General features: G+C 43.0%; 14 protein-coding genes. All 14 read right to left on the bottom strand.

The annotated features are described in order from the left end of the window. Positions 1–112: 112 nt before the first annotated feature. The 14 genes from CYL31_RS17945 to CYL31_RS18010 all read right to left on the bottom strand — a co-directional run bounded on the left by CYL31_RS17945 (position 113) and on the right by CYL31_RS18010 (position 17,822). Positions 113–2,935 (bottom strand): M16 family metallopeptidase, encoded by a 2,823-nt coding sequence (locus CYL31_RS17945; RefSeq protein ID WP_212916501.1) that lies wholly within the window; start codon positions 2,933–2,935, stop codon positions 113–115. A 99-nt stretch (positions 2,936–3,034) separates the two neighbouring features. Next, the gene (locus tag CYL31_RS17950; RefSeq protein ID WP_212916502.1) at positions 3,035–5,791 is read right to left on the bottom strand and encodes a TonB-dependent receptor; all 2,757 of its coding nucleotides are present in this window, start codon (positions 5,789–5,791) and stop codon (positions 3,035–3,037) included. Between the two features lie 112 nt (positions 5,792–5,903). Beyond that, a complete protein-coding gene (locus tag CYL31_RS17955) occupies positions 5,904–6,890 on the bottom strand; it encodes a DUF4880 domain-containing protein (protein WP_212916503.1) in 987 nt (328 codons plus the stop codon). A gap of 4 nt (positions 6,891–6,894) precedes the next feature. Then, positions 6,895–7,413: a sigma-70 family RNA polymerase sigma factor gene (locus tag CYL31_RS17960; protein WP_212916504.1), complete on the bottom strand. Its 519-nt coding sequence runs from the start codon at positions 7,411–7,413 to the stop codon at positions 6,895–6,897. Between the two features lie 160 nt (positions 7,414–7,573). Then, on the bottom strand, positions 7,574–8,239 hold the full coding sequence (locus CYL31_RS17965; protein WP_212916505.1) for a glutathione S-transferase: 666 nt from the start codon (positions 8,237–8,239) through the stop codon (positions 7,574–7,576). A gap of 160 nt (positions 8,240–8,399) precedes the next feature. Next, positions 8,400–9,338: a DUF6933 domain-containing protein gene (locus CYL31_RS17970; protein ID WP_212916506.1), complete on the bottom strand. Its 939-nt coding sequence runs from the start codon at positions 9,336–9,338 to the stop codon at positions 8,400–8,402. 252 nt (positions 9,339–9,590) lie between these two features. Next, on the bottom strand, positions 9,591–10,604 hold the full coding sequence (locus tag CYL31_RS17975) for a 1-aminocyclopropane-1-carboxylate deaminase (RefSeq protein ID WP_212916507.1): 1,014 nt from the start codon (positions 10,602–10,604) through the stop codon (positions 9,591–9,593). Positions 10,605–10,978: 374 nt separating this feature from the next. Then, positions 10,979–11,386 (bottom strand): Rid family detoxifying hydrolase, encoded by a 408-nt coding sequence (locus CYL31_RS17980; protein ID WP_212916508.1) that lies wholly within the window; start codon positions 11,384–11,386, stop codon positions 10,979–10,981. Positions 11,387–11,436: 50 nt separating this feature from the next. After that, complete coding sequence (locus CYL31_RS17985; protein ID WP_212916509.1) at positions 11,437–12,654, bottom strand: M20 family metallopeptidase; 1,218 nt, start codon at positions 12,652–12,654, stop codon at positions 11,437–11,439. A gap of 10 nt (positions 12,655–12,664) precedes the next feature. Continuing rightward, on the bottom strand, positions 12,665–14,080 hold the full coding sequence (locus CYL31_RS17990; RefSeq protein ID WP_212916510.1) for a M20 family metallopeptidase: 1,416 nt from the start codon (positions 14,078–14,080) through the stop codon (positions 12,665–12,667). A gap of 51 nt (positions 14,081–14,131) precedes the next feature. Next, positions 14,132–14,965, bottom strand: a complete 834-nt coding sequence (locus CYL31_RS17995; RefSeq protein ID WP_212916511.1) for an ATP-binding cassette domain-containing protein — start codon at positions 14,963–14,965, stop codon at positions 14,132–14,134. Continuing rightward, positions 14,965–15,960, bottom strand: a complete 996-nt coding sequence (locus CYL31_RS18000) for an ABC transporter ATP-binding protein (protein WP_212916512.1) — start codon at positions 15,958–15,960, stop codon at positions 14,965–14,967. Before CYL31_RS18000 ends, CYL31_RS17995 begins: the two co-directional genes overlap by 1 nt. A 16-nt stretch (positions 15,961–15,976) precedes the next feature. Continuing rightward, positions 15,977–16,894 (bottom strand): ABC transporter permease, encoded by a 918-nt coding sequence (locus tag CYL31_RS18005; protein ID WP_212916513.1) that lies wholly within the window; start codon positions 16,892–16,894, stop codon positions 15,977–15,979. 10 nt (positions 16,895–16,904) lie between these two features. Next, the gene (locus CYL31_RS18010) at positions 16,905–17,822 is read right to left on the bottom strand and encodes an ABC transporter permease (RefSeq protein WP_212916514.1); all 918 of its coding nucleotides are present in this window, start codon (positions 17,820–17,822) and stop codon (positions 16,905–16,907) included. Positions 17,823–17,838 lie beyond the last annotated feature (16 nt).

Genomic DNA, 17,838 nt, shown 5'->3' on the forward strand with positions numbered 1-17,838 from the left:
CGAGCAACAAGCTTAGTTCCACAAATATATAATCAGAAAAGATTTCCCAATAAAAATGCCCAACAATATCACTGTTGGGCATTTGATTTTTGTAGGTTCGTTATCTAAATACCTAATCCAAAGGACGATACAAACCGATTACCCTATCGCTAAAAGTTAATGTATCGACCAAGTTTTTTAGTTTTTCCAATGTTAAACCTGATGTCAATTCATCCATTTCACCCAAATAGCGAGCATCACCATACAGGGTTTCGCTCAATTCAAGACGATGTGATAAGGTGGCATCAAAAGCTTTTTCCAAACGGTTCTGCTCAACATCTTTAAACGCGTCATGTATTTCATTCGCCCAATCTTCTGTAACCATGCTTGGTAAATCAGACAACACAGCTTTCGTCATGTCAGCCAAGTCATCTAAGCGTGCTGGTGAACTCGAATATTGAATTTTAAGTTCAGCACGATTGGTATCTTTGTTTAGATCCAAACCTACTCTTACGCTGTAAACACCTTGAACTTCACTACGTAGACGCTGTTTTAACTGCGCCTCTAAACGCTCACCTAAATAAGTCAACTGAAGCGCAGCAATAGGTGACCAAGGAATAGATTGATACGCATACATCCTATATTCAGCTTTCGGCTCTGTATTTAATGAAACATCAACAATCACTTGACCTGCTTGTTGTACAACTGCAGTGGTATTATCCATTTGCGCATTCAAGTCACGTGGAATATTAGCTAGGTACAAAGTAACTAAGTCTTTAATATCCTCTTCAGGCAAACGAGACACCATAAAATAATGAACAGGCAACACCGCTTGCTTGTAACGCGTTTGCTGTATTACTTCTAACGACAAAGGCGCTAAATTAGATAAGCTAACCGTTAACTCTCTTTTACCGAAGCGTGCCTGCGCTAGACGACGGGAAAACACCTCGATAGGACGCTCTACCTTAATGCTGGCACTTCTTTTCAAATTTCTTATTATGCTGTCGTAAACATCAGCATCAATTTGGGGGTTAACTTGGTTAATATGATAAAGCCCCAATAGCTTATCTAACTTTTCATCATCAATCGCTCCGCGATACGCAAGACTTTGTTCCTTTTGCTTAGATGACAAAAACACACTATTCTCTTTTCGCCATTGCTGGAACTCTTCATCACTCCAACCATATATCCCAGTCGCATCAGACATTTGCGCAGCGATTTGTTCTGCCCAAACAGAGCCTTTTTTTACGTTATAACCCGCAGCAGAGAGGGCCGTAAAATAAGTTTTATTATCTTCCTCGGACTTATCTATTTGATAATGCTCGGCCAACACACTGGGATCGAGCAGTGTGAGTTTATCGCCATTTGATAATGACCAATTTGATATACCCAATTCTGCGCTTCTCGATGTAAGCAACACCGAACCGCTTTTAGTAACCGCAGGTAATGTTTTTACCACTACAGTTTTTTCTTTTTCTAAGGCTCCAAGCTGTCGAGACTTCATTTCTTTAAAAATAGCTTCAACGGATTCCGCTGTGCCTATATCAATATTTTTTCCTCCAACAGCTTGCGTATACAGAATACGATCTGGCGAAGATAGCCATTGCCTCAAACGAGCATTCACATCGTCCAATGAAATGGTTTTTACCAGCTGCAACAGACGATCGTTACTTTCTTTAGGGTCATACAGCACTTTATTAGAAGTCACCGCATCCACCATTTTAACCGCCCAAATAGTACCTCGACTTTTCGCTGCGTCTTTATTGCGCTCTGCTGTATCAATGACTTTTTGATAAACCTGATCAAAGTCTTGCTGATAAAAGCCATGCGCATTGATGCGTTCTAGCTCTTGGATTAACGTTTTCAAACCGAGCGCGTGGTGCCCCTCATCAACATTCACCGAAAAACCCAGAATATCCACATTGGGCGAAACAGAACCTTTGGTACTGGATAACACTCGTACATGGTCTGGCAATACTTCTTTTTGTCGGCGAATTTGATCGGTTAACAAATTTCGTGTCATGTAATCAATCAAACCATCACGACGACTCTCATCCGTGTTGGACTGCTCATTTTTAAAACGGTACAAAAACGCCACTCGGTTCATTTTACTGCCAGGATCAGTCAGTTGACCTATCTTAAGATCAGCATCTAAAACGGGGTCTTTAGTGTGGCGTTTAGGCAAGATTCGTTTCGGTTCCTCGCCAAATGTACGTTTAATTTGTTTCTCTAGTTCCACACTATCGACAGGCGCATAAATTACCAGAGCCATATTATTGGGTGCATACCAATCTTGGTAAAAATTACGAAGCTCACTTGCCTGAGTATTTCTTATGGTTGCTTGTGTGCCAATAACGGGGCGCTCAGGATACAAAGAACCAACCCGCAATAAGGCTTTTTTTTCATCATTGACTCGAGAACGATGACTCAACTTGCCACGCCACTCTTCTTGAATAATTAAGCGCTCTTTGTCCAATGATGACGCTTTGATCTTGGCATGAAAGGCGATTTGCTGATAAATCCCTAACACAGTATTCAACTGTTCTGCGGTGGTATTTTTCAAATTCACCATGTAGCGAGTATTTTCGCTATTCGTCATGGCATTAAAATCACGACCTTGTTTTAACCCCATATCGGTCAAAGCTTTTCGCACACCATTCGGTAATGCATCACTCTCGTGGAACACCATGTGTTCCACCATGTGCGCGACCCCCAGCTGGTTTTCTTCTTCATCAATGGCTCCAGAAAGCACCACCAAATTCGCTAACGTCAGCCCTTTTGGTGCGTCTTTTTCTTGGCGTGAATCAAACAGGTAATAGCGAAAACCATTATCCAAGGTACCTTGTACTACTCGCTTATCCCAAGGTAAAGCGTTGTCGTCTGCATGCACTTGGGCCGTCAGAGCAAACAAACAAATCACCCCAGCAATACTCAGAAATTTCTGTAAAAAAAGCATAAAACAGCTCACAAAGAAGTTATTTAAAAACAGCCATAAACAAATGCTGGAGAGAGCACTTGTTTACAAGAAAAGAAAGGAGATAAAAGGAACATCTGCTTAAAAGCGCATACCAACCTCTATACTGGTCGAGCGGCCTAAAGTATAAGAATAGCTTCCTGAGCTAGTAGATTTATCAATATAATCATCAAACACATTGTTTATAGAAAGTTTAAAATAACCTTCTACTTCTTTGAAGACAACCGGCTTCCATTCAAATGACGTATCTAAAGTAATTAAACTATTAAATTCGAGATCATCATAAATATCATAATTGCCGGATAGATCTGTATAATTATCTCCTGTATCCTGAGCTATTTTACCGCCAGATTCGACATTAATTCGATTAGCCCAAACTAGATTCCAATCTGGAATAGCCGTTGAAGTAGAGAATGCTATACTAAACGGAATATTGAAGTCAGACTTAGGTAATTGTGAGTTATAAATAACATTGCCTTTATAATAAATTTGATTAGAGTTAATTTCATCCTCATAAGATACATCTGACAACGCATTTGTTTCACTTTCTTGGTAACTAATAGAAAATTCACCATCAGTCTTTGTTCCACCGAACTCAAAAGGTTTTCGAGTTGTTAACTTTAAAGAAATAGTATCGGTAGAGCTACGGCCAAAATTTGAATAGTAATTCAATCCTGATGCAGTCTTAGAACGAGTTACCATGTCACGAGTTTCACGGTTCACATACTTTACAGTAACATCAACATTACCTACTTGCTGAATTACACCAAATACCAGCTCATCAGAGTAAGGCGTATCAAGATCATAATCATAAAAAGAGTTATCAGAATAAGAGGTAAACCGGTTAAGTGTACCATCAGTATTATATCGATAAGTCGTACGCCAAGAGCGCAACTGGCTATTAACCTCATATTGGAAAAAATCTCGTCCGTAATAACGGTTTGCCCCAGTGATTAAACGGGTTTTATTATCACTAAATACATCCCATTGAACATTGACTCGCGGCGAGAAGTTTAAATTTTCTAAAGTAGACTCATAATCCGCACGTAATCCTAAGTAATAAGTCCAATCTCCATTTTCAATAGTATCAGATAAGTAAACACCTTCTGAATGAGATGATTTTTCCAGCTTATTTGCATCAACAATGTTAAGGATACGAAGATATTCATCATCATAGTCAATAACACCATCACTATTTGTATCACCGCAGCCACTAATTACACACTGATAGTTTTCACTGACAATTTGATCTTCTACTTGATAAAACTGTTTTTTTCGGTTCAATTCAGCACCGACTTTAAAGGTGTGTTTAAAAGAGCCTACATCAAATGCTTTGTGTAGCCAGTCGAATTTAAGAGTAGTCGTATTCTGTTGCTGATTTATGTTTCCATAACCACCGGTATAAGGCCACAGTCCATTATAATAATCGGTATAGTGATATATATATTCTGAATCATCGGAAGACAAAGTGTCTCTTGCCTCATCGTAAGACAATGTCGTCGTCAATGTTCCAGAGTCTGTTTTATATATCACTTCAGAGCTAATACCTGATGCTTTATGTGATTTTATAAATGCAGAGTCATATGAGGCATTAGTCACTCCATCATGGTAACGATTTGCATAAAGGATAGACACACCAATATCTAAATTTTGATTAGCTTTATAGTCAAATCTAGCCATTAAGTTATCAATAGTATCATCGTAAGAAATACCTTGTTTTCCATAAACAGTTCTACCAATATTTCTTACATAGCTTTGATCAAAATTAGAGTTCGCACGAGAAGCAGTAAATGTCATACCAAGCTTGTCTGTAATTCCTTGCGCACCGGTCAATGTATAGGTCTGCTTTAAGTACTCTGGCGTATACTCTCCTTCTAATGAATCACCATCAGCCATATCTTCCTCTAAAGATTCATCAGCGTGCATTTCATCCCACTCATCCCTAGAGATAGCATATTTTACTGACAAATAATCTTCGCCATCATATCGCTTTAATTTTGCGGAAATAACCCCCCCCAGAAAGCCGCCAAATTCGACTGGAATATTAGAATCATAAACAGTAACTGACTCCACAGCATCAGGGTCAATATAATAACTTTGAGATGAACTGCCGGACAGCATGCTCAAATTACTCGGATTAATCGGATTGGAATAAGTATCTTCGGAGTTTCCAGGATTTAAATCATTATTAGCAGACATCCCGTCGATAACAAACGAGTTTTGATAATGTGACTGACCATGAATAGAAACTTCGTCAGGACGCATGCTTGCGCTACTTGCTGAAGTGCTCGAAGAACGACTATAACGAACCGCACCATTCCCACGAAGTAAGTCAGTAAGATTTCCAGTCTCTCCTGCCATACTCTCGATTTCACTCGCACTTAATATGCTCGTACCTAAGGTGGTTACAACTTTATCTTCACGAACCAACAATGGCGCCATGGTTATGCCGTCGGCACTTTTGGAGATAGAACTAGAATCCACTAAAACAATGCTTTTATCGTCACCAATATCATAAGAAAGACCTGTGCCTGCGAGCAACAAATCCAATGCCTGTCCTGGTGTGTATTCACCGTCAAAACCGAGTGTTTTCTTGTTTTTAAGAAGCGCCCCATTACCACCTAAATACATACCCGATACAGCGGCGAAAGTATTAACGGCTTGTGATAAAGGTCCTGCAGGAATGTTGTAGTAACGCTTTTCAACAGCAGCTGATTCGGCATAAGCAAGGGATGTCATCGTCAACGCTACGCCACTGGCGAGAAGCGTATTTATAGCAAGCAGAGAAGCGGTTGTACGCTGCTTGAATCTCTGTCTTGGTAATCGGAAAAAGGCCATAGAAACTCCGTAATAATAATACTTCTTATTACTATTACCGAATGTAAGCGAAGAAAGGGACATGAAAAAAAATGTTTTTTTAAAATACTTTGAAAATAAATTCCAGTGAACGTTAAGCTGCGGAAATACTAATCCACCAAGGCAATGGATGCTTTGTACGTATAGGAAAAGATTTAGATAACATAGAAAGCACAAGATCCATATCGTGAGTAGGAAAAGTCCCCACAACACGTAAGTCCGCTACACTAGGATCAAGATTAATATGGCCATAGTGATAACGCCCTATTTCCGCCATAAAATTTGCTAGCGGCATATCTTCAACAATTAATAATCCATTACGCCAAGACTCATAAAGCAGAGAAGCTGGCTGAGTCTCGTCCATAGCGTTAGCGGTAAAAGCCACTGCTTGACCAGCGAAAAACGTCTTAGATAGCGTTGAATTCAAAGGCGTAAGAGAAACGGCCCCTTCGTAAACGGCTAAAATAGCCTGTTTATTTGATAGCTGACGCACGCAAAAGCGGGCTAAATCACGACCGGAATTAACAATGCCATGATCACAGGAAACAGACAAAACTCGGCTGTCAGAAGATGCTTGAGTTTGCACCAACATCTCGCCCGTCACGAGAGACAGACCTAGATAATTACGGCCATAGGATCGGTTCATCGCACTATTCGTATTCAGCCAGACCTTAGCGCCATCCTCTAAATCGTAAGCCTCCACTTGCCCGACTTGCGTATGGAAATCAGCCATCCATGCAGACGCCATTCTAGGCAATGGTGTTTCATTCCAACCAATCCAACCTAATGCCGCAACACCAGTAACTCCTAACACGCCTTTCATCAACTGACGACGACTCATTGAGCTACCACTTTCTAACACATAACTCGCCGACTGCTGTGCGTTACTGTCTTGAATAGAAGAGAACATTACGCCAATCGATTCCACTTGTTGCCATGCTTTACGGTGCGCTTCGTTTTCGTTTAACCACTGCTGCCAAGCACGTCGATCGGCTTCTGAAATCGGCTTATCAGATAACACAGCAAACCATTCTGAAGCGGCTTCCAGATGAACATAGTTAGATGGTTTAGAAGATGACATAAGATTAAAGTGACTGATCGGATTTGAATAAAAGACATTGCAGCATGGCTTGCGCCATATAGCGCTTTATCATACGTTCGGAAACAGACAAGCGTTCTGCTATTTCTCGGTAGGTCAAACCATGGAGTTGAGACAAAATAAGCGTATTTGCTACCTTTTTAGGCAGCTTAGCGATCATCGCATCTAGCTCACAAAGCAACTCAATCATAGCTGCTGAATGTTCTGCCGATGGCACAAATTCTTCTTCACAATGCGCCAAGGATTCTAACCAAGCTTGCTCGACTTGCTTACGACGCCAATGATCAATATACAGTCCTTTAGCAATCGTACTTAAAAAGGCTCGAGCTTCGCCCATATTAGAAAAATATTTCGGCTTTTTAAGTAATCGTACAAAAGTATCTTGTGCAATATCTGCTGCCAATTCATGACAACCTAGGCGATTTCGAATCCATCCTGTTAACCATCGGCTATGTTCAACATAAAGCTCACCAACATTTTGGGACGCTTGACACTCAGGACTCATTGATCCGCTCAACCTCATTAAAATGGAAATATTGCAAAGAGAGTGCAAAAATACACTTAATGAGAACGAATATCAATAAATAGAATAAAAATCAAACACCAAACTGAGATTAATCAACAAACCATCAGCTTGGTGCAGGAAGCCCCCTAAAAAAAGCCCATTACAAGGTTGTGAAAGCTCCGCCTTTTGCTAACGCTTGTTGGTAAGCTGGAACAGACTCTACCTGCTTGATAAAACGAGCAATATTGGGATATTTAGTCAAATCCATACGTGTACTCGACGCTTGCAATGGAAAACTCATCTGAATGTCTGCAGCGGTTAATTTGTCACCAACCAACCAAGTATGCTCACCCAGAGTTTTTTCAATAAACTGCATCTGCGGATTAATGCGCGGCATAATGAATTTTTCTTGGACCTTACTGCTCAAAGCCTTGGCGATCGGTTTTACAAAAAACGGCATTGGACTTTGTGGCACCTTCATCATCACAAGCTTCATTAGCAGCAAAGGCATCAGAGAACCTTCCGCAAAGTGCAACCAATAACGGTAATCCAATAGTGCCTTGCCATCCGTTGGTCTCAAGCGTTTTTCCGTGTCGTATTGGTCTAACAAATACTCAATAATCGCCCCAGACTCAGCCACGGTTAAATCACCATCAGTAATCACTGGGGATTTACCCAGCGGGTGCACTTTTTTCAACGATTCTGGTCCAGAAGCCGTTTCAGGATCACGCTTGTATTCCACAATCTCGTACTCAAGCCCTAACTCCTCCAACAACCATAAAATACGCTGGGAGCGGGAATTCTCTAAATGATGAACCGTAATCATATAATCTCCTTATTGTTTTATCGGGAACGAATATTGTTATATTTTTACACTACAAACTATACGCAATAAAACAAAAAAGAGATGACTGATTCGTACAAAAAGGCGACAACAAATGGTTATTCGCTCAAATAACGCTAAGCCATACCATCCTGTCAGTTTCTTACTTCTTTTGATAAGCAGAGAAATCAATGACATTGTCTTTGTGTTTAACGTCTTTTTGCTTAACGCCTTGTTTTTTTCCAGAACTGGAGTTGGTGTTTTTTGGCTTGGTATTTTTTTGACTCAATGAGCCTTCACCCAAATGCGCCACGCCAGCTGGCAAGGATTTGAGCAATTCGTCGAGCGCAGCTTCAGCGGTTTTGTCATCCGAATCGTCTTCTGACAGACCGTCTAGTGAGAAGTGTTGAAAATAGCTTTTTGCTTCCAGTAAATTCGGTGTGATGGTTTTTTCTGGGTCAGAAGAATACGCGTTGAGCCATTGCAGTAAAAAGGCCTGAACCGGATAGAAGTGACCTTTTTGGCCTTTCACGCTACGTATTATTCTACCAGTAAAGAGGTTAAAATCGAGTAAGTCTTCTTCCTCTTCGAGTATAAAGTCTTCGTAGCAATGGCGCTGCAAATGCCAAGACACGTCATTGATATGAGCTTGCGCACTGCGATCGCTGCGTTGGTAAAACACCGCACCGTTGCCGAGTTCATGGCACGCTTCTAACGATTCAGCGATGTCTTTTACAACCATATTATGCGGTGCAGTAATGCCCATAATATTCAGATACAAATGCCCTTCAAAATCGTTTAAAAAACTAGCGACATCACCTTTTTTCGGAGCCAACATGGTCATGCAATAACGCGTATTGTAGTCCATCACCAGCAAGTATTTTTGGCGTTTCACCGAAATACAATGCACCAACCAATGCCAATCCGTATCGTACACATCGGTTAGTCCTAAACGATTAGGAAACACTACACCATCTCTTGCCTGTTCAATGGCTTCGGTAATGGTTTTGTGTGGCGGCGTTTCCACACAAGTACGTTTTTCACCTTTTACCTTAGTGGTAAATAATTCCACTGCGGCTTTCGTACAGTTAAACACCCACATGGATTCCTCTCAGCTGCTTAGTTTTTACTTTTCGACTTCCAACACAACGCGACGTTTGCCCGTTAGCAATTTCTGCATTAAGGCTTTTTTTATTTTCTCTAATGCGCCAGTTAAGATTGTAAAGCATCGATACTTCAGACGCATCGACAAACTGATTGGTGCACGCCCATAATATACTTTAAAAACAAAAAGGCTTCTCAGTGGAAGCCTTTTTGTCGATAAAACACAGCGTTTTAGATAGCTTAATAACGCTTAGCCATTACGATAAATATAGCTATAACCATTAATAGCAGGAACACCGCCAAGATGAGCGTAAAGCACTTTTGAGCCTTCTGGGAAGAAGCCTTTTTTAGACAAGTCGATCAAGCCTTGCATGGATTTCCCCTCATAAACGGGATCTGTCATCATGCCTTCTAAACGCGCGACCAAGCGAATCGCGTCATTTGTTTCATTAGATGGGACACCATAAGCTGGGTAAGCGTAATCTTCATTGATAACAATGTCGTCAGCGGTCATTTCACGACCAAGTTCAACCAACTCTGCAGTTTTTTGTGCGATAGAAAGCACTTGCGCACGGGTTTGCTCTGGCGTACCAGACGCATCAATACCAATAACATTTTTTGAACGTCCATCTGCCGCGAAACCCACAGCCATACCAGCATGAGTAGAACCCGTTACGGTACACACTACGATGTAGTCGAATTTGAATCCTAGCTCTTTCTCTTGCTCACGCACTTCTTCAGCAAAGCCCACATAACCCAAGCCACCAAATTTATGCACAGACGCACCTGCTGGAATTGGGTACGGAATCCCGCCTTTGGCTTTTACATCTTCAATGGCGTTTTTCCAACTTTCACGAATACCAATGTCAAAACCATCATTCACAAGATCGATTTCTGCGCCCATCACACGGCTCATCAAAATGTTACCAACGCGGTCATAAACCGCATCTTCAAATGGCACCCAGCTTTCTTGTACCAAGCGACATTTCATGCCAATTTTAGCGGCTGTCGCGGTAACCAAACGAGTATGATTAGATTGCACACCACCAATACTCACCAAGGTATCCGCACCGGATGCAATGGCATCTGGCACTATGTATTCCAGTTTACGAAGTTTGTTACCACCTAAGGCCAAACCTGAGTTGCAGTCTTCACGTTTCGCGTAAACTTCAATATTGCCTAAGTGATCAGATAGACGTTGTAGCTTTTCAATTGGCGTTGGTCCAAATGTAAGTGGGTAACGTTCAAATTTTTTCAGGTTCATAGTCGTCGTTCCTTATCAGTTTAAAGTTTGTCGATTTAAGCTCTTCGTTGTAAGCAGTTCGTTTTAACTTATAAACAGACTACCGAACAAACTATGAAAGGTGCTTTCTAATATCAATTATTTTAGAAAAATAAAAACAACATAAACCAATAAAATGACAAATAAATAGTCAAAAAAACTATAAATACGAAATATAATTTCATCAGTAAAAACACATTATTCTCTCCTATAAAGCACCAATCTAGCGAAGATATTGAACGAGAAAAAAGCGTAATTTAAAGCAAAAAAAGACCGCTTTTACATACTGAAAAAGCGGTCTAAGGGAGGTATGAAACCATTATTGAGAATTAGAAGTATGAAGAACTAAAAATTGATCAAGTAACAGCAAGCGACCAAACTGGATCTGGAATCATCATAATGGCTTCCACTTGCATCTTGGCATCCATTGGCAATGCACTTACCGAGACAACTGCTCTTGCAGGAAGTGGCGAACTAAGGTGATTAATCATTTCCTTATTGAATTCAGCTAGATTCGCCATATCTTTAAGATAAATGGTCAGCTTCACCACATGTTCAAGTGAACCACCAGAGGCCGTTGCTATAGCACTCAAGTTATGAAAAACCTGAGCGGTTTGTTCGGCAATCGAGCCTTGCAACAATGCATTAGTTTCAGCTATGAGAGGAATCTGTCCAGATAAAAACGCCCAGTTTCCAGACTTTATTGCTTGTGAACAAACATCAGATTCAGATGGTGCTAATTCGGTTTCAATTGGGTGAAGCATAACGCTCTCCTTATAGAAGCCTTTATGGCAAAAGCAATACATAGAAGCCTTTATGGCAAAAGCAATACACTTTTCGCTACAGCTTGAGTACGAGGAACAAAGGTATCCAGCAAACAAAGCTCGCCTTCGGTGTGCATTTTCGCGCCCACAGGCCCAGTTCCACACAAAGTCGGAACTCCCATCGACGAAGTAAAACCGGCATCCGAACACCCGCCGGTAAATTCCCCTTCAACGGAAAACCCTAGCGACTCGACCTGCGTTTGATAATGCGCCAATAACGCATCACTCATGCTTGATTCAAACGGATGAAACGCCGATATCAATCGCACCGAAGCCGTCACACCATGCAATCTAGGCATATCAATAATGGCCTGAATGGCGTCCATTGCATCGACCATTTGCTCTTTGGTAATGTAACGTAAATCCAAACGTGCCTTGGCTTCTGCCGCAACTGTGTTAGAAGACATACCACCGCTGATTAAACCAATGTTGGTCGTGACACCGCTTTCGTAATCGGTCAACGCATGCAGCTCCGTGATGATTAAGGCCAAGCCACCAATAGCGCTGGCACCATCGGCGTGATTTACGCCAGAGTGAGCGGCTTTGCCTTTGACAACAATCTCAAAGCTCGCACCACCTTTTCGAGCCGATACCACATTGCCACTGATACGACCAGGTTCGGCATTAAATACCGCTTTCGCGCCCTTCACCATTTGCTGAATAACATGGCGACCTTCTGGCGAACCAATTTCTTCATCGCCAGTAAATAAGCCAACAACGGGGTGAGGCAATTCGTCAATATCAGAGTTATTCAACAAATGCTGCAAACCTCTTAACACAAAACAATTCAGCACCAAGCCAGATTTCATGTCCGCCACGCCTGGCCCAAACGCCGTCATACCGTCACGCGTAAAACCTCGTGTTACAACAGTGCCTTTAGGGAAAACCGTGTCTCTATGTCCCATCAGAAAGATGGCCGGCTGAGAATCTTTTTTATCAAATCCAGAGCCAATACGTGCTTCCAATACATCACCAGAACTATCTGATTTATGCCAATGACATTCGATACCGTCGGCTTCTAACCAAGACGCCATTAACTTTCCAGCCGCATCAACGCCTTCTTTATCATAGCTGTTTGAGTCGGTATCAACTAATTCTTGCAGACACTGAATCATCTCGTCCTCTTGAGTGGCTAGCCAATCACAAAGTAAATCCGCATAGGGCGCAAGCCCGCTATTGCTTACCTTTTTTACTGTCGCTAATGTCATGTCGTTCTCCTTAACGTTTTGCCTGAATCGATGAACCTTGTTCTGATAAATCCCAAAAAAGCCCCGTCATAATCTGCAACGCCTCACGACACACTGGCGCTAATACGTGTTCATTTGGCGCATGTTGACTACAAGCTGGATAAGAGTGAGGCACCCAAACGGTGGGTAAATTGAGAATATTGGCAAACACATCATTTGGTAATGAGCCGCCTAGATTAGGCAATAACACTGGTTTCTTTCCCGTTGTTTGCGCAAGAGAACCCAAGGCCCACTCCACCCAAGGGTCCTCTGGATCAAGGCGTGTCGCCTCCATCGTATGGCCGCTATCAGTGACTTCAACATCACTAAAACCATGTAGATCCAAATGATCTCGAATGTGTTTTAAGAAGTTTTGGCTGTCGCTTTCGACCACAAAACGCAGCTGACAATGGGCGCTGGCGTAACCGGGAATTGCATTGACAGGCATCTCTGGATTGCCGGTTTTACAGGCCAATATTTCTAAAGTGTTCCACGCAAAAACCCGCTCTGCTGGGGTTAAATCGGGCTCACCCCAATTAGGATCAATGGCTGGGCTGTTTACTCCTTCTCCCACGGGAATGTCTTTTAAAGCAACACGTACAGATTCAGGCAAACGCGCAGGTAATAAGCCTTTAACGAGAATCTTGCCTTTGGCATCCACCATAGACGCCCAAGCATGGGCCAAGCGCGTACCAGCGTTACTCAATAAACCGCCCCAATTACCAGAATGATGAGCGCCATCGCGCAACAACACTTTCATATCAAAATTAAAACCACCTCGCGATCCAAGGAAAATGGTCGGATGCTCAGCATTTAATCGTGGGCCGTCAGAGGCAATAAACAAATCCGCCGCAAGCTCCTCTTTATGAAGCTCACAAAGCTCTGCTAACCCTGGTGATCCAGCTTCTTCACCCATTTCTAGAATCACTTTGACGTTGAATCCTAGCTTGCCATCTTTCGCATCAATCACCTGTTTTAATGCTGCAAAGTTAATGGTGTGCTGACCTTTGTTATCCGCTGTTCCTCGGCCATACCAACGGTCGCCATCCACCACTACTTTCCAAGGTGACAATCCAGCTTTCCATTGATCATCATAACCGCGTACTACGTCGCCATGACCATAAGTCAGCAGCGTTAGTTGAGCTGGATCCTCGATTCGTTCCGCAATCAAAAATGGCCAAGAACCCGGTTGATTTGCTTCGGTAACTGGATTGGCAACAATGCGTGATTGAAAGCCCAAAGAAGCAAGCTCGGGCATAATAATGTCTTGCAAATAAGCGTGTAACTGATCAAAAGCTTCGTAATTTTGGCTCTCACTATGAACGCTAACACGCTGTTCTAACGCCGAAAAAAAAGCACCGGAATCAAAATAAAACTCCGCACCTTGAATGGTCGATTGACGACTCATGCTGTCTCCTTAAAAAAATAAAAGCTAGGCTAAAAGGTAAAATCAAACCGATTAAGAAGCACGATCCCACGCGCTAGAATCCAACACCTCAGGCAAGCCCAAAGCAGGTTCAGGTGTTAAAACAGAAGACAACAAGGCTTGAGTATAAGGGTGTTGAGCATTTTGAAAGATCTCTTCCCGTGTACCCTGCTCGACAATTTTGCCGCGATACATCACCGCCACTCGATCCACCAAATGTTCCACCACGCCAAGGTTATGGCTGATAAATAAATACGTTAGTCCTAGCTCTTTTTTCAAATCCATCAATAGGTTAAGAATTTGTGCCTGCACAGACACATCCAGCGCCGAAGTCGGCTCATCACACACCAAGATGTTAGGTTTTAGAATCAAGGCACGAGCAATAGCAACCCGCTGACGTTGACCACCTGATAATTGCCCTGGATAATTTTTTAACAAGCGCTCAGGCAAACCTACCAAATCACTGATGTCTTGCACGGCTTTTTGCTGACTTTTAGCGTCACCAATTTTATGCAACTGCAAGGGCAAACGAATGATTTGTTCGATGGTTTTTCGTGGATTCAAAGACGAATAAGGATCCTGAAAAATCGGTTGTAGCTGACGAGACATCGACAAACGAGAGCTTGCGCCTCGCATCTTGTCATTAATCAACACATCACCATCGGTCGGTTCTAATAAACCTAGAATCATTTTCGCCAAGGTGCTTTTCCCGCAGCCAGATTCGCCAACCAAACCCAAGGTTTCACCGGGACGAATGCGCAACGAAATACCGTCCACCGCTTTTAGCAATGTAGGTTCTTTAAATGCGCCATTTTTAAGATAAAAATGACGGGACAAATTCGATAGTTCCAAAGCGTATTCAGCCATTACACCGCCTCCTGAAATGACGCCGTCGCAACAGGACAACGTACTTGATGAGCCTCTGAGCCTAGATGATTTTCCAAACTAGGCGAACGGTAACAACACTCGCCAATCGAGGCACTGCAACGGTTTTCAAACGCACAACCTTTAAGCTCGCCAATCAAGCTCGGCACCACGCCCGGAATAGACTCTAGATGACTGCCCGGTAAGGTTTTACCTGGGATAGGAATGCAGTTGAGCAAGCCCTTGGTATAAGGATGTTGTGGATCGGCAAACAAATCTTGCGCGGAAGCGGTTTCCACTACTTGTCCGGCGTACATCACCGCCACACGATCGGCAATACGCGCTACCACACCAAGGTCATGAGTAATAAAAATAACGGCGGTGCCGAACTCTTGCTGAAGCTCACGAATCAATCGCAATATTTGCGCTTGAATCGTCACGTCTAATGCCGTAGTTGGCTCATCCGCGATAATCAAGTCTGGTTCACACATCAACGCCATGGCGATCATCACCCGTTGACGCAAACCGCCCGATAATTGATGCGGATACTGATCTAAGCGCTTTTCTGGATACGGCACACCAGCACGCTCCAATAAATACACTGCGCGTTTTTTGGCCTCGTCTTTGCTTACTTTTTTGTGCTTGATAATGCCTTCGCAAAGCTGATTACCCAAGGTATAAGAAGGATTCAGCGAGGTCATCGGCTCTTGAAAAATCATCGACATACGCATGCCGCGCACTTGATTTCGCTCTTTTTTCGATAAGGACAATAAATCCATACCGTCAAATTGCATTGCCTCGGCGGTCACTTCAGCTCGCTTCGGCAATAAGCCCATCAGCGCCATAGACGTCATGGATTTACCACACCCAGATTCCCCTACGATGCAGAGCATTTCGCCTTTATTCACATGCAAATCAATACCACGTACCGCACGTAAATTGCCATTTGGCGTTGGCAGACTGACTTGTAAATTTTTTACGTCGAGTATTCGTTTCATGATGTCTCCTCTGGCCTCAATTCCGGCCTTCTGGCGCGTTCATATCACGCAAACCGTCGCCAACTAAGTTAATCGCCAATACCAACACCATTAATGCAATGCCAGGAATCGCAATAACCCAAGTTTTGAAAAACATGTACGCCTTGCCTTCCGAAATCATTAATCCCCAAGAGGGCATTGGCGGCTGAACGCCCAAGCCTAAAAAGGACAAGGTCGCTTCCAGCAAGATGGCATGAGCCATTTCCAAGGTCATCACTACAATTAACGCACTTAAAATATTGGGTAATAATTCACGCACTAAAATATAAGTCGTTGATGCACCCAACACTTTTGCCGAAGCAATGAACTCAGCATCGCGTAATTGCTGAGTCGTGGAACGAGCCACCACGGCGAATCGATCCCATAACAGCAAGCCCAATAAGATGATTACCATTTGTAAGGAGCCGCCGACTAAAGCCGACATCGCCAACGCCACAAGAACAACCGGCATGGCCAAACGCGTGGTAATGATATAACTGATCACCGCATCGACTCGACCACCGAAATAACCCGCCAGCACACCCAATGTCGTGCCAATCAGCCCAGAAATAAGCGCGGCGGACAAACCAATCGTCAGCGAAATTCGTGCTCCGTAAAGCAAGCGACTTAGGTAATCTCGCCCCAATTTATCGGTGCCAAAAACATGTTCCCACGAGCCCTTTTCATGCCAAACGGGTGGAATCATGCGCTGTGAAATATTTTGTAGATAAGGATCATGAGGCGCCAACCAAGGTGCTAAAATCGCCAGTACCACGATCAGTCCCAGAATAATCGACCCCATTAACAAACCACGGTGACCCAAGAAGCGATTCATCATGCGGCGCCACTCGGGAACCTCTGGTAAAAAAGTGCTGGCGCTCGCAGCCGTTGAAACAGTAGAAGTAGAATCAGACATAGTAGACACCTCAGCGGACACGCAAACGTGGATCAAGCATGGCGTTGATCACATCCGCTAGAAAAGTTAACAGGATATAAAACACCGCAATAATCAACACCACGGCTTGCACCACTGGATAGTCATTACGGGTAATCGCATCCCACGCGAGCTGGCCCAAACCTTTTAAAGAAAACACCGATTCGATGACCACCGAACCACCTAACATAAAACCCAGTTCAACCGCAGCTAAAGCCACCACAGGAATCACCGCATTGCGCAGTGCATGTTTAAAAATGACAGACGATTCATTCAAACCTTTAGAGCGAGCAGTACGAATGTAATCGGAATTCAAAACTTCCAGCATGCCAGTACGCGTTAAACGCATCATGGCTGGCATGGCGTAATAACCCAGCGCAATAGCAGGTAAAACAAAATGCTGCCATGTCTCATTACCGCCCGCAGGTAACCAATGCAAATTCACCGCGAAAATTACGATTAAGGTTAAACCGAACCAAAAACTTGGCATGGCTTGACCAATAACCGCGATGGTTAACGCCAAACGATCAATCCAAGTATCCTGCTTGATAGCAGCAATCACGCCAAGAGGAATGGCAATCACAGTTGCCAATGCTAATGCCAAACCGCCCAAAGTCAGTGTCACCGGCAAACGATCACTAATCAGTGACATCACGGTATCTTGAAAATAATAAGAACGACCAAAATCCAATTGAACTGCCGACCACAGCCAATCAAAGTATTGATAGACCATGGGTTTATCCAAGCCAAAATCGATACGAATTTGCTCTACCTGTTCTGCAGTAGATTCTGGACCCGCTATAGAAATGGCCAAATCGCCTGACAAATGCAGCAACATAAAACTCACGATAGATACAGTAATCGCCACACTAAACGCCACCAGTAATCGACGAAATATAAATACCAACATAACCTCTCCCCAAAAA

This window comes from Marinomonas sp. A3A, assembly GCF_018336955.1.
Lineage (GTDB): Bacteria > Pseudomonadota > Gammaproteobacteria > Pseudomonadales > Marinomonadaceae > Marinomonas > Marinomonas lutimaris.

Coding starts and splice junctions, on each gene's coding strand:
- CYL31_RS17945 (WP_212916501.1), bottom strand. CDS start 2,935: ATGCTTTTTTTACAGAAATTTCTGAGTATTGCTGGGGTGATTTGTTTG.
- CYL31_RS17950 (WP_212916502.1), bottom strand. CDS start 5,791: ATGGCCTTTTTCCGATTACCAAGACAGAGATTCAAGCAGCGTACAACC.
- CYL31_RS17955 (WP_212916503.1), bottom strand. CDS start 6,890: ATGTCATCTTCTAAACCATCTAACTATGTTCATCTGGAAGCCGCTTCA.
- CYL31_RS17960 (WP_212916504.1), bottom strand. CDS start 7,413: ATGAGTCCTGAGTGTCAAGCGTCCCAAAATGTTGGTGAGCTTTATGTT.
- CYL31_RS17965 (WP_212916505.1), bottom strand. CDS start 8,239: ATGATTACGGTTCATCATTTAGAGAATTCCCGCTCCCAGCGTATTTTA.
- CYL31_RS17970 (WP_212916506.1), bottom strand. CDS start 9,338: ATGTGGGTGTTTAACTGTACGAAAGCCGCAGTGGAATTATTTACCACT.
- CYL31_RS17975 (WP_212916507.1), bottom strand. CDS start 10,604: ATGAACCTGAAAAAATTTGAACGTTACCCACTTACATTTGGACCAACG.
- CYL31_RS17980 (WP_212916508.1), bottom strand. CDS start 11,386: ATGCTTCACCCAATTGAAACCGAATTAGCACCATCTGAATCTGATGTT.
- CYL31_RS17985 (WP_212916509.1), bottom strand. CDS start 12,654: ATGACATTAGCGACAGTAAAAAAGGTAAGCAATAGCGGGCTTGCGCCC.
- CYL31_RS17990 (WP_212916510.1), bottom strand. CDS start 14,080: ATGAGTCGTCAATCGACCATTCAAGGTGCGGAGTTTTATTTTGATTCC.
- CYL31_RS17995 (WP_212916511.1), bottom strand. CDS start 14,965: ATGGCTGAATACGCTTTGGAACTATCGAATTTGTCCCGTCATTTTTAT.
- CYL31_RS18000 (WP_212916512.1), bottom strand. CDS start 15,960: ATGAAACGAATACTCGACGTAAAAAATTTACAAGTCAGTCTGCCAACG.
- CYL31_RS18005 (WP_212916513.1), bottom strand. CDS start 16,894: ATGTCTGATTCTACTTCTACTGTTTCAACGGCTGCGAGCGCCAGCACT.
- CYL31_RS18010 (WP_212916514.1), bottom strand. CDS start 17,822: ATGTTGGTATTTATATTTCGTCGATTACTGGTGGCGTTTAGTGTGGCG.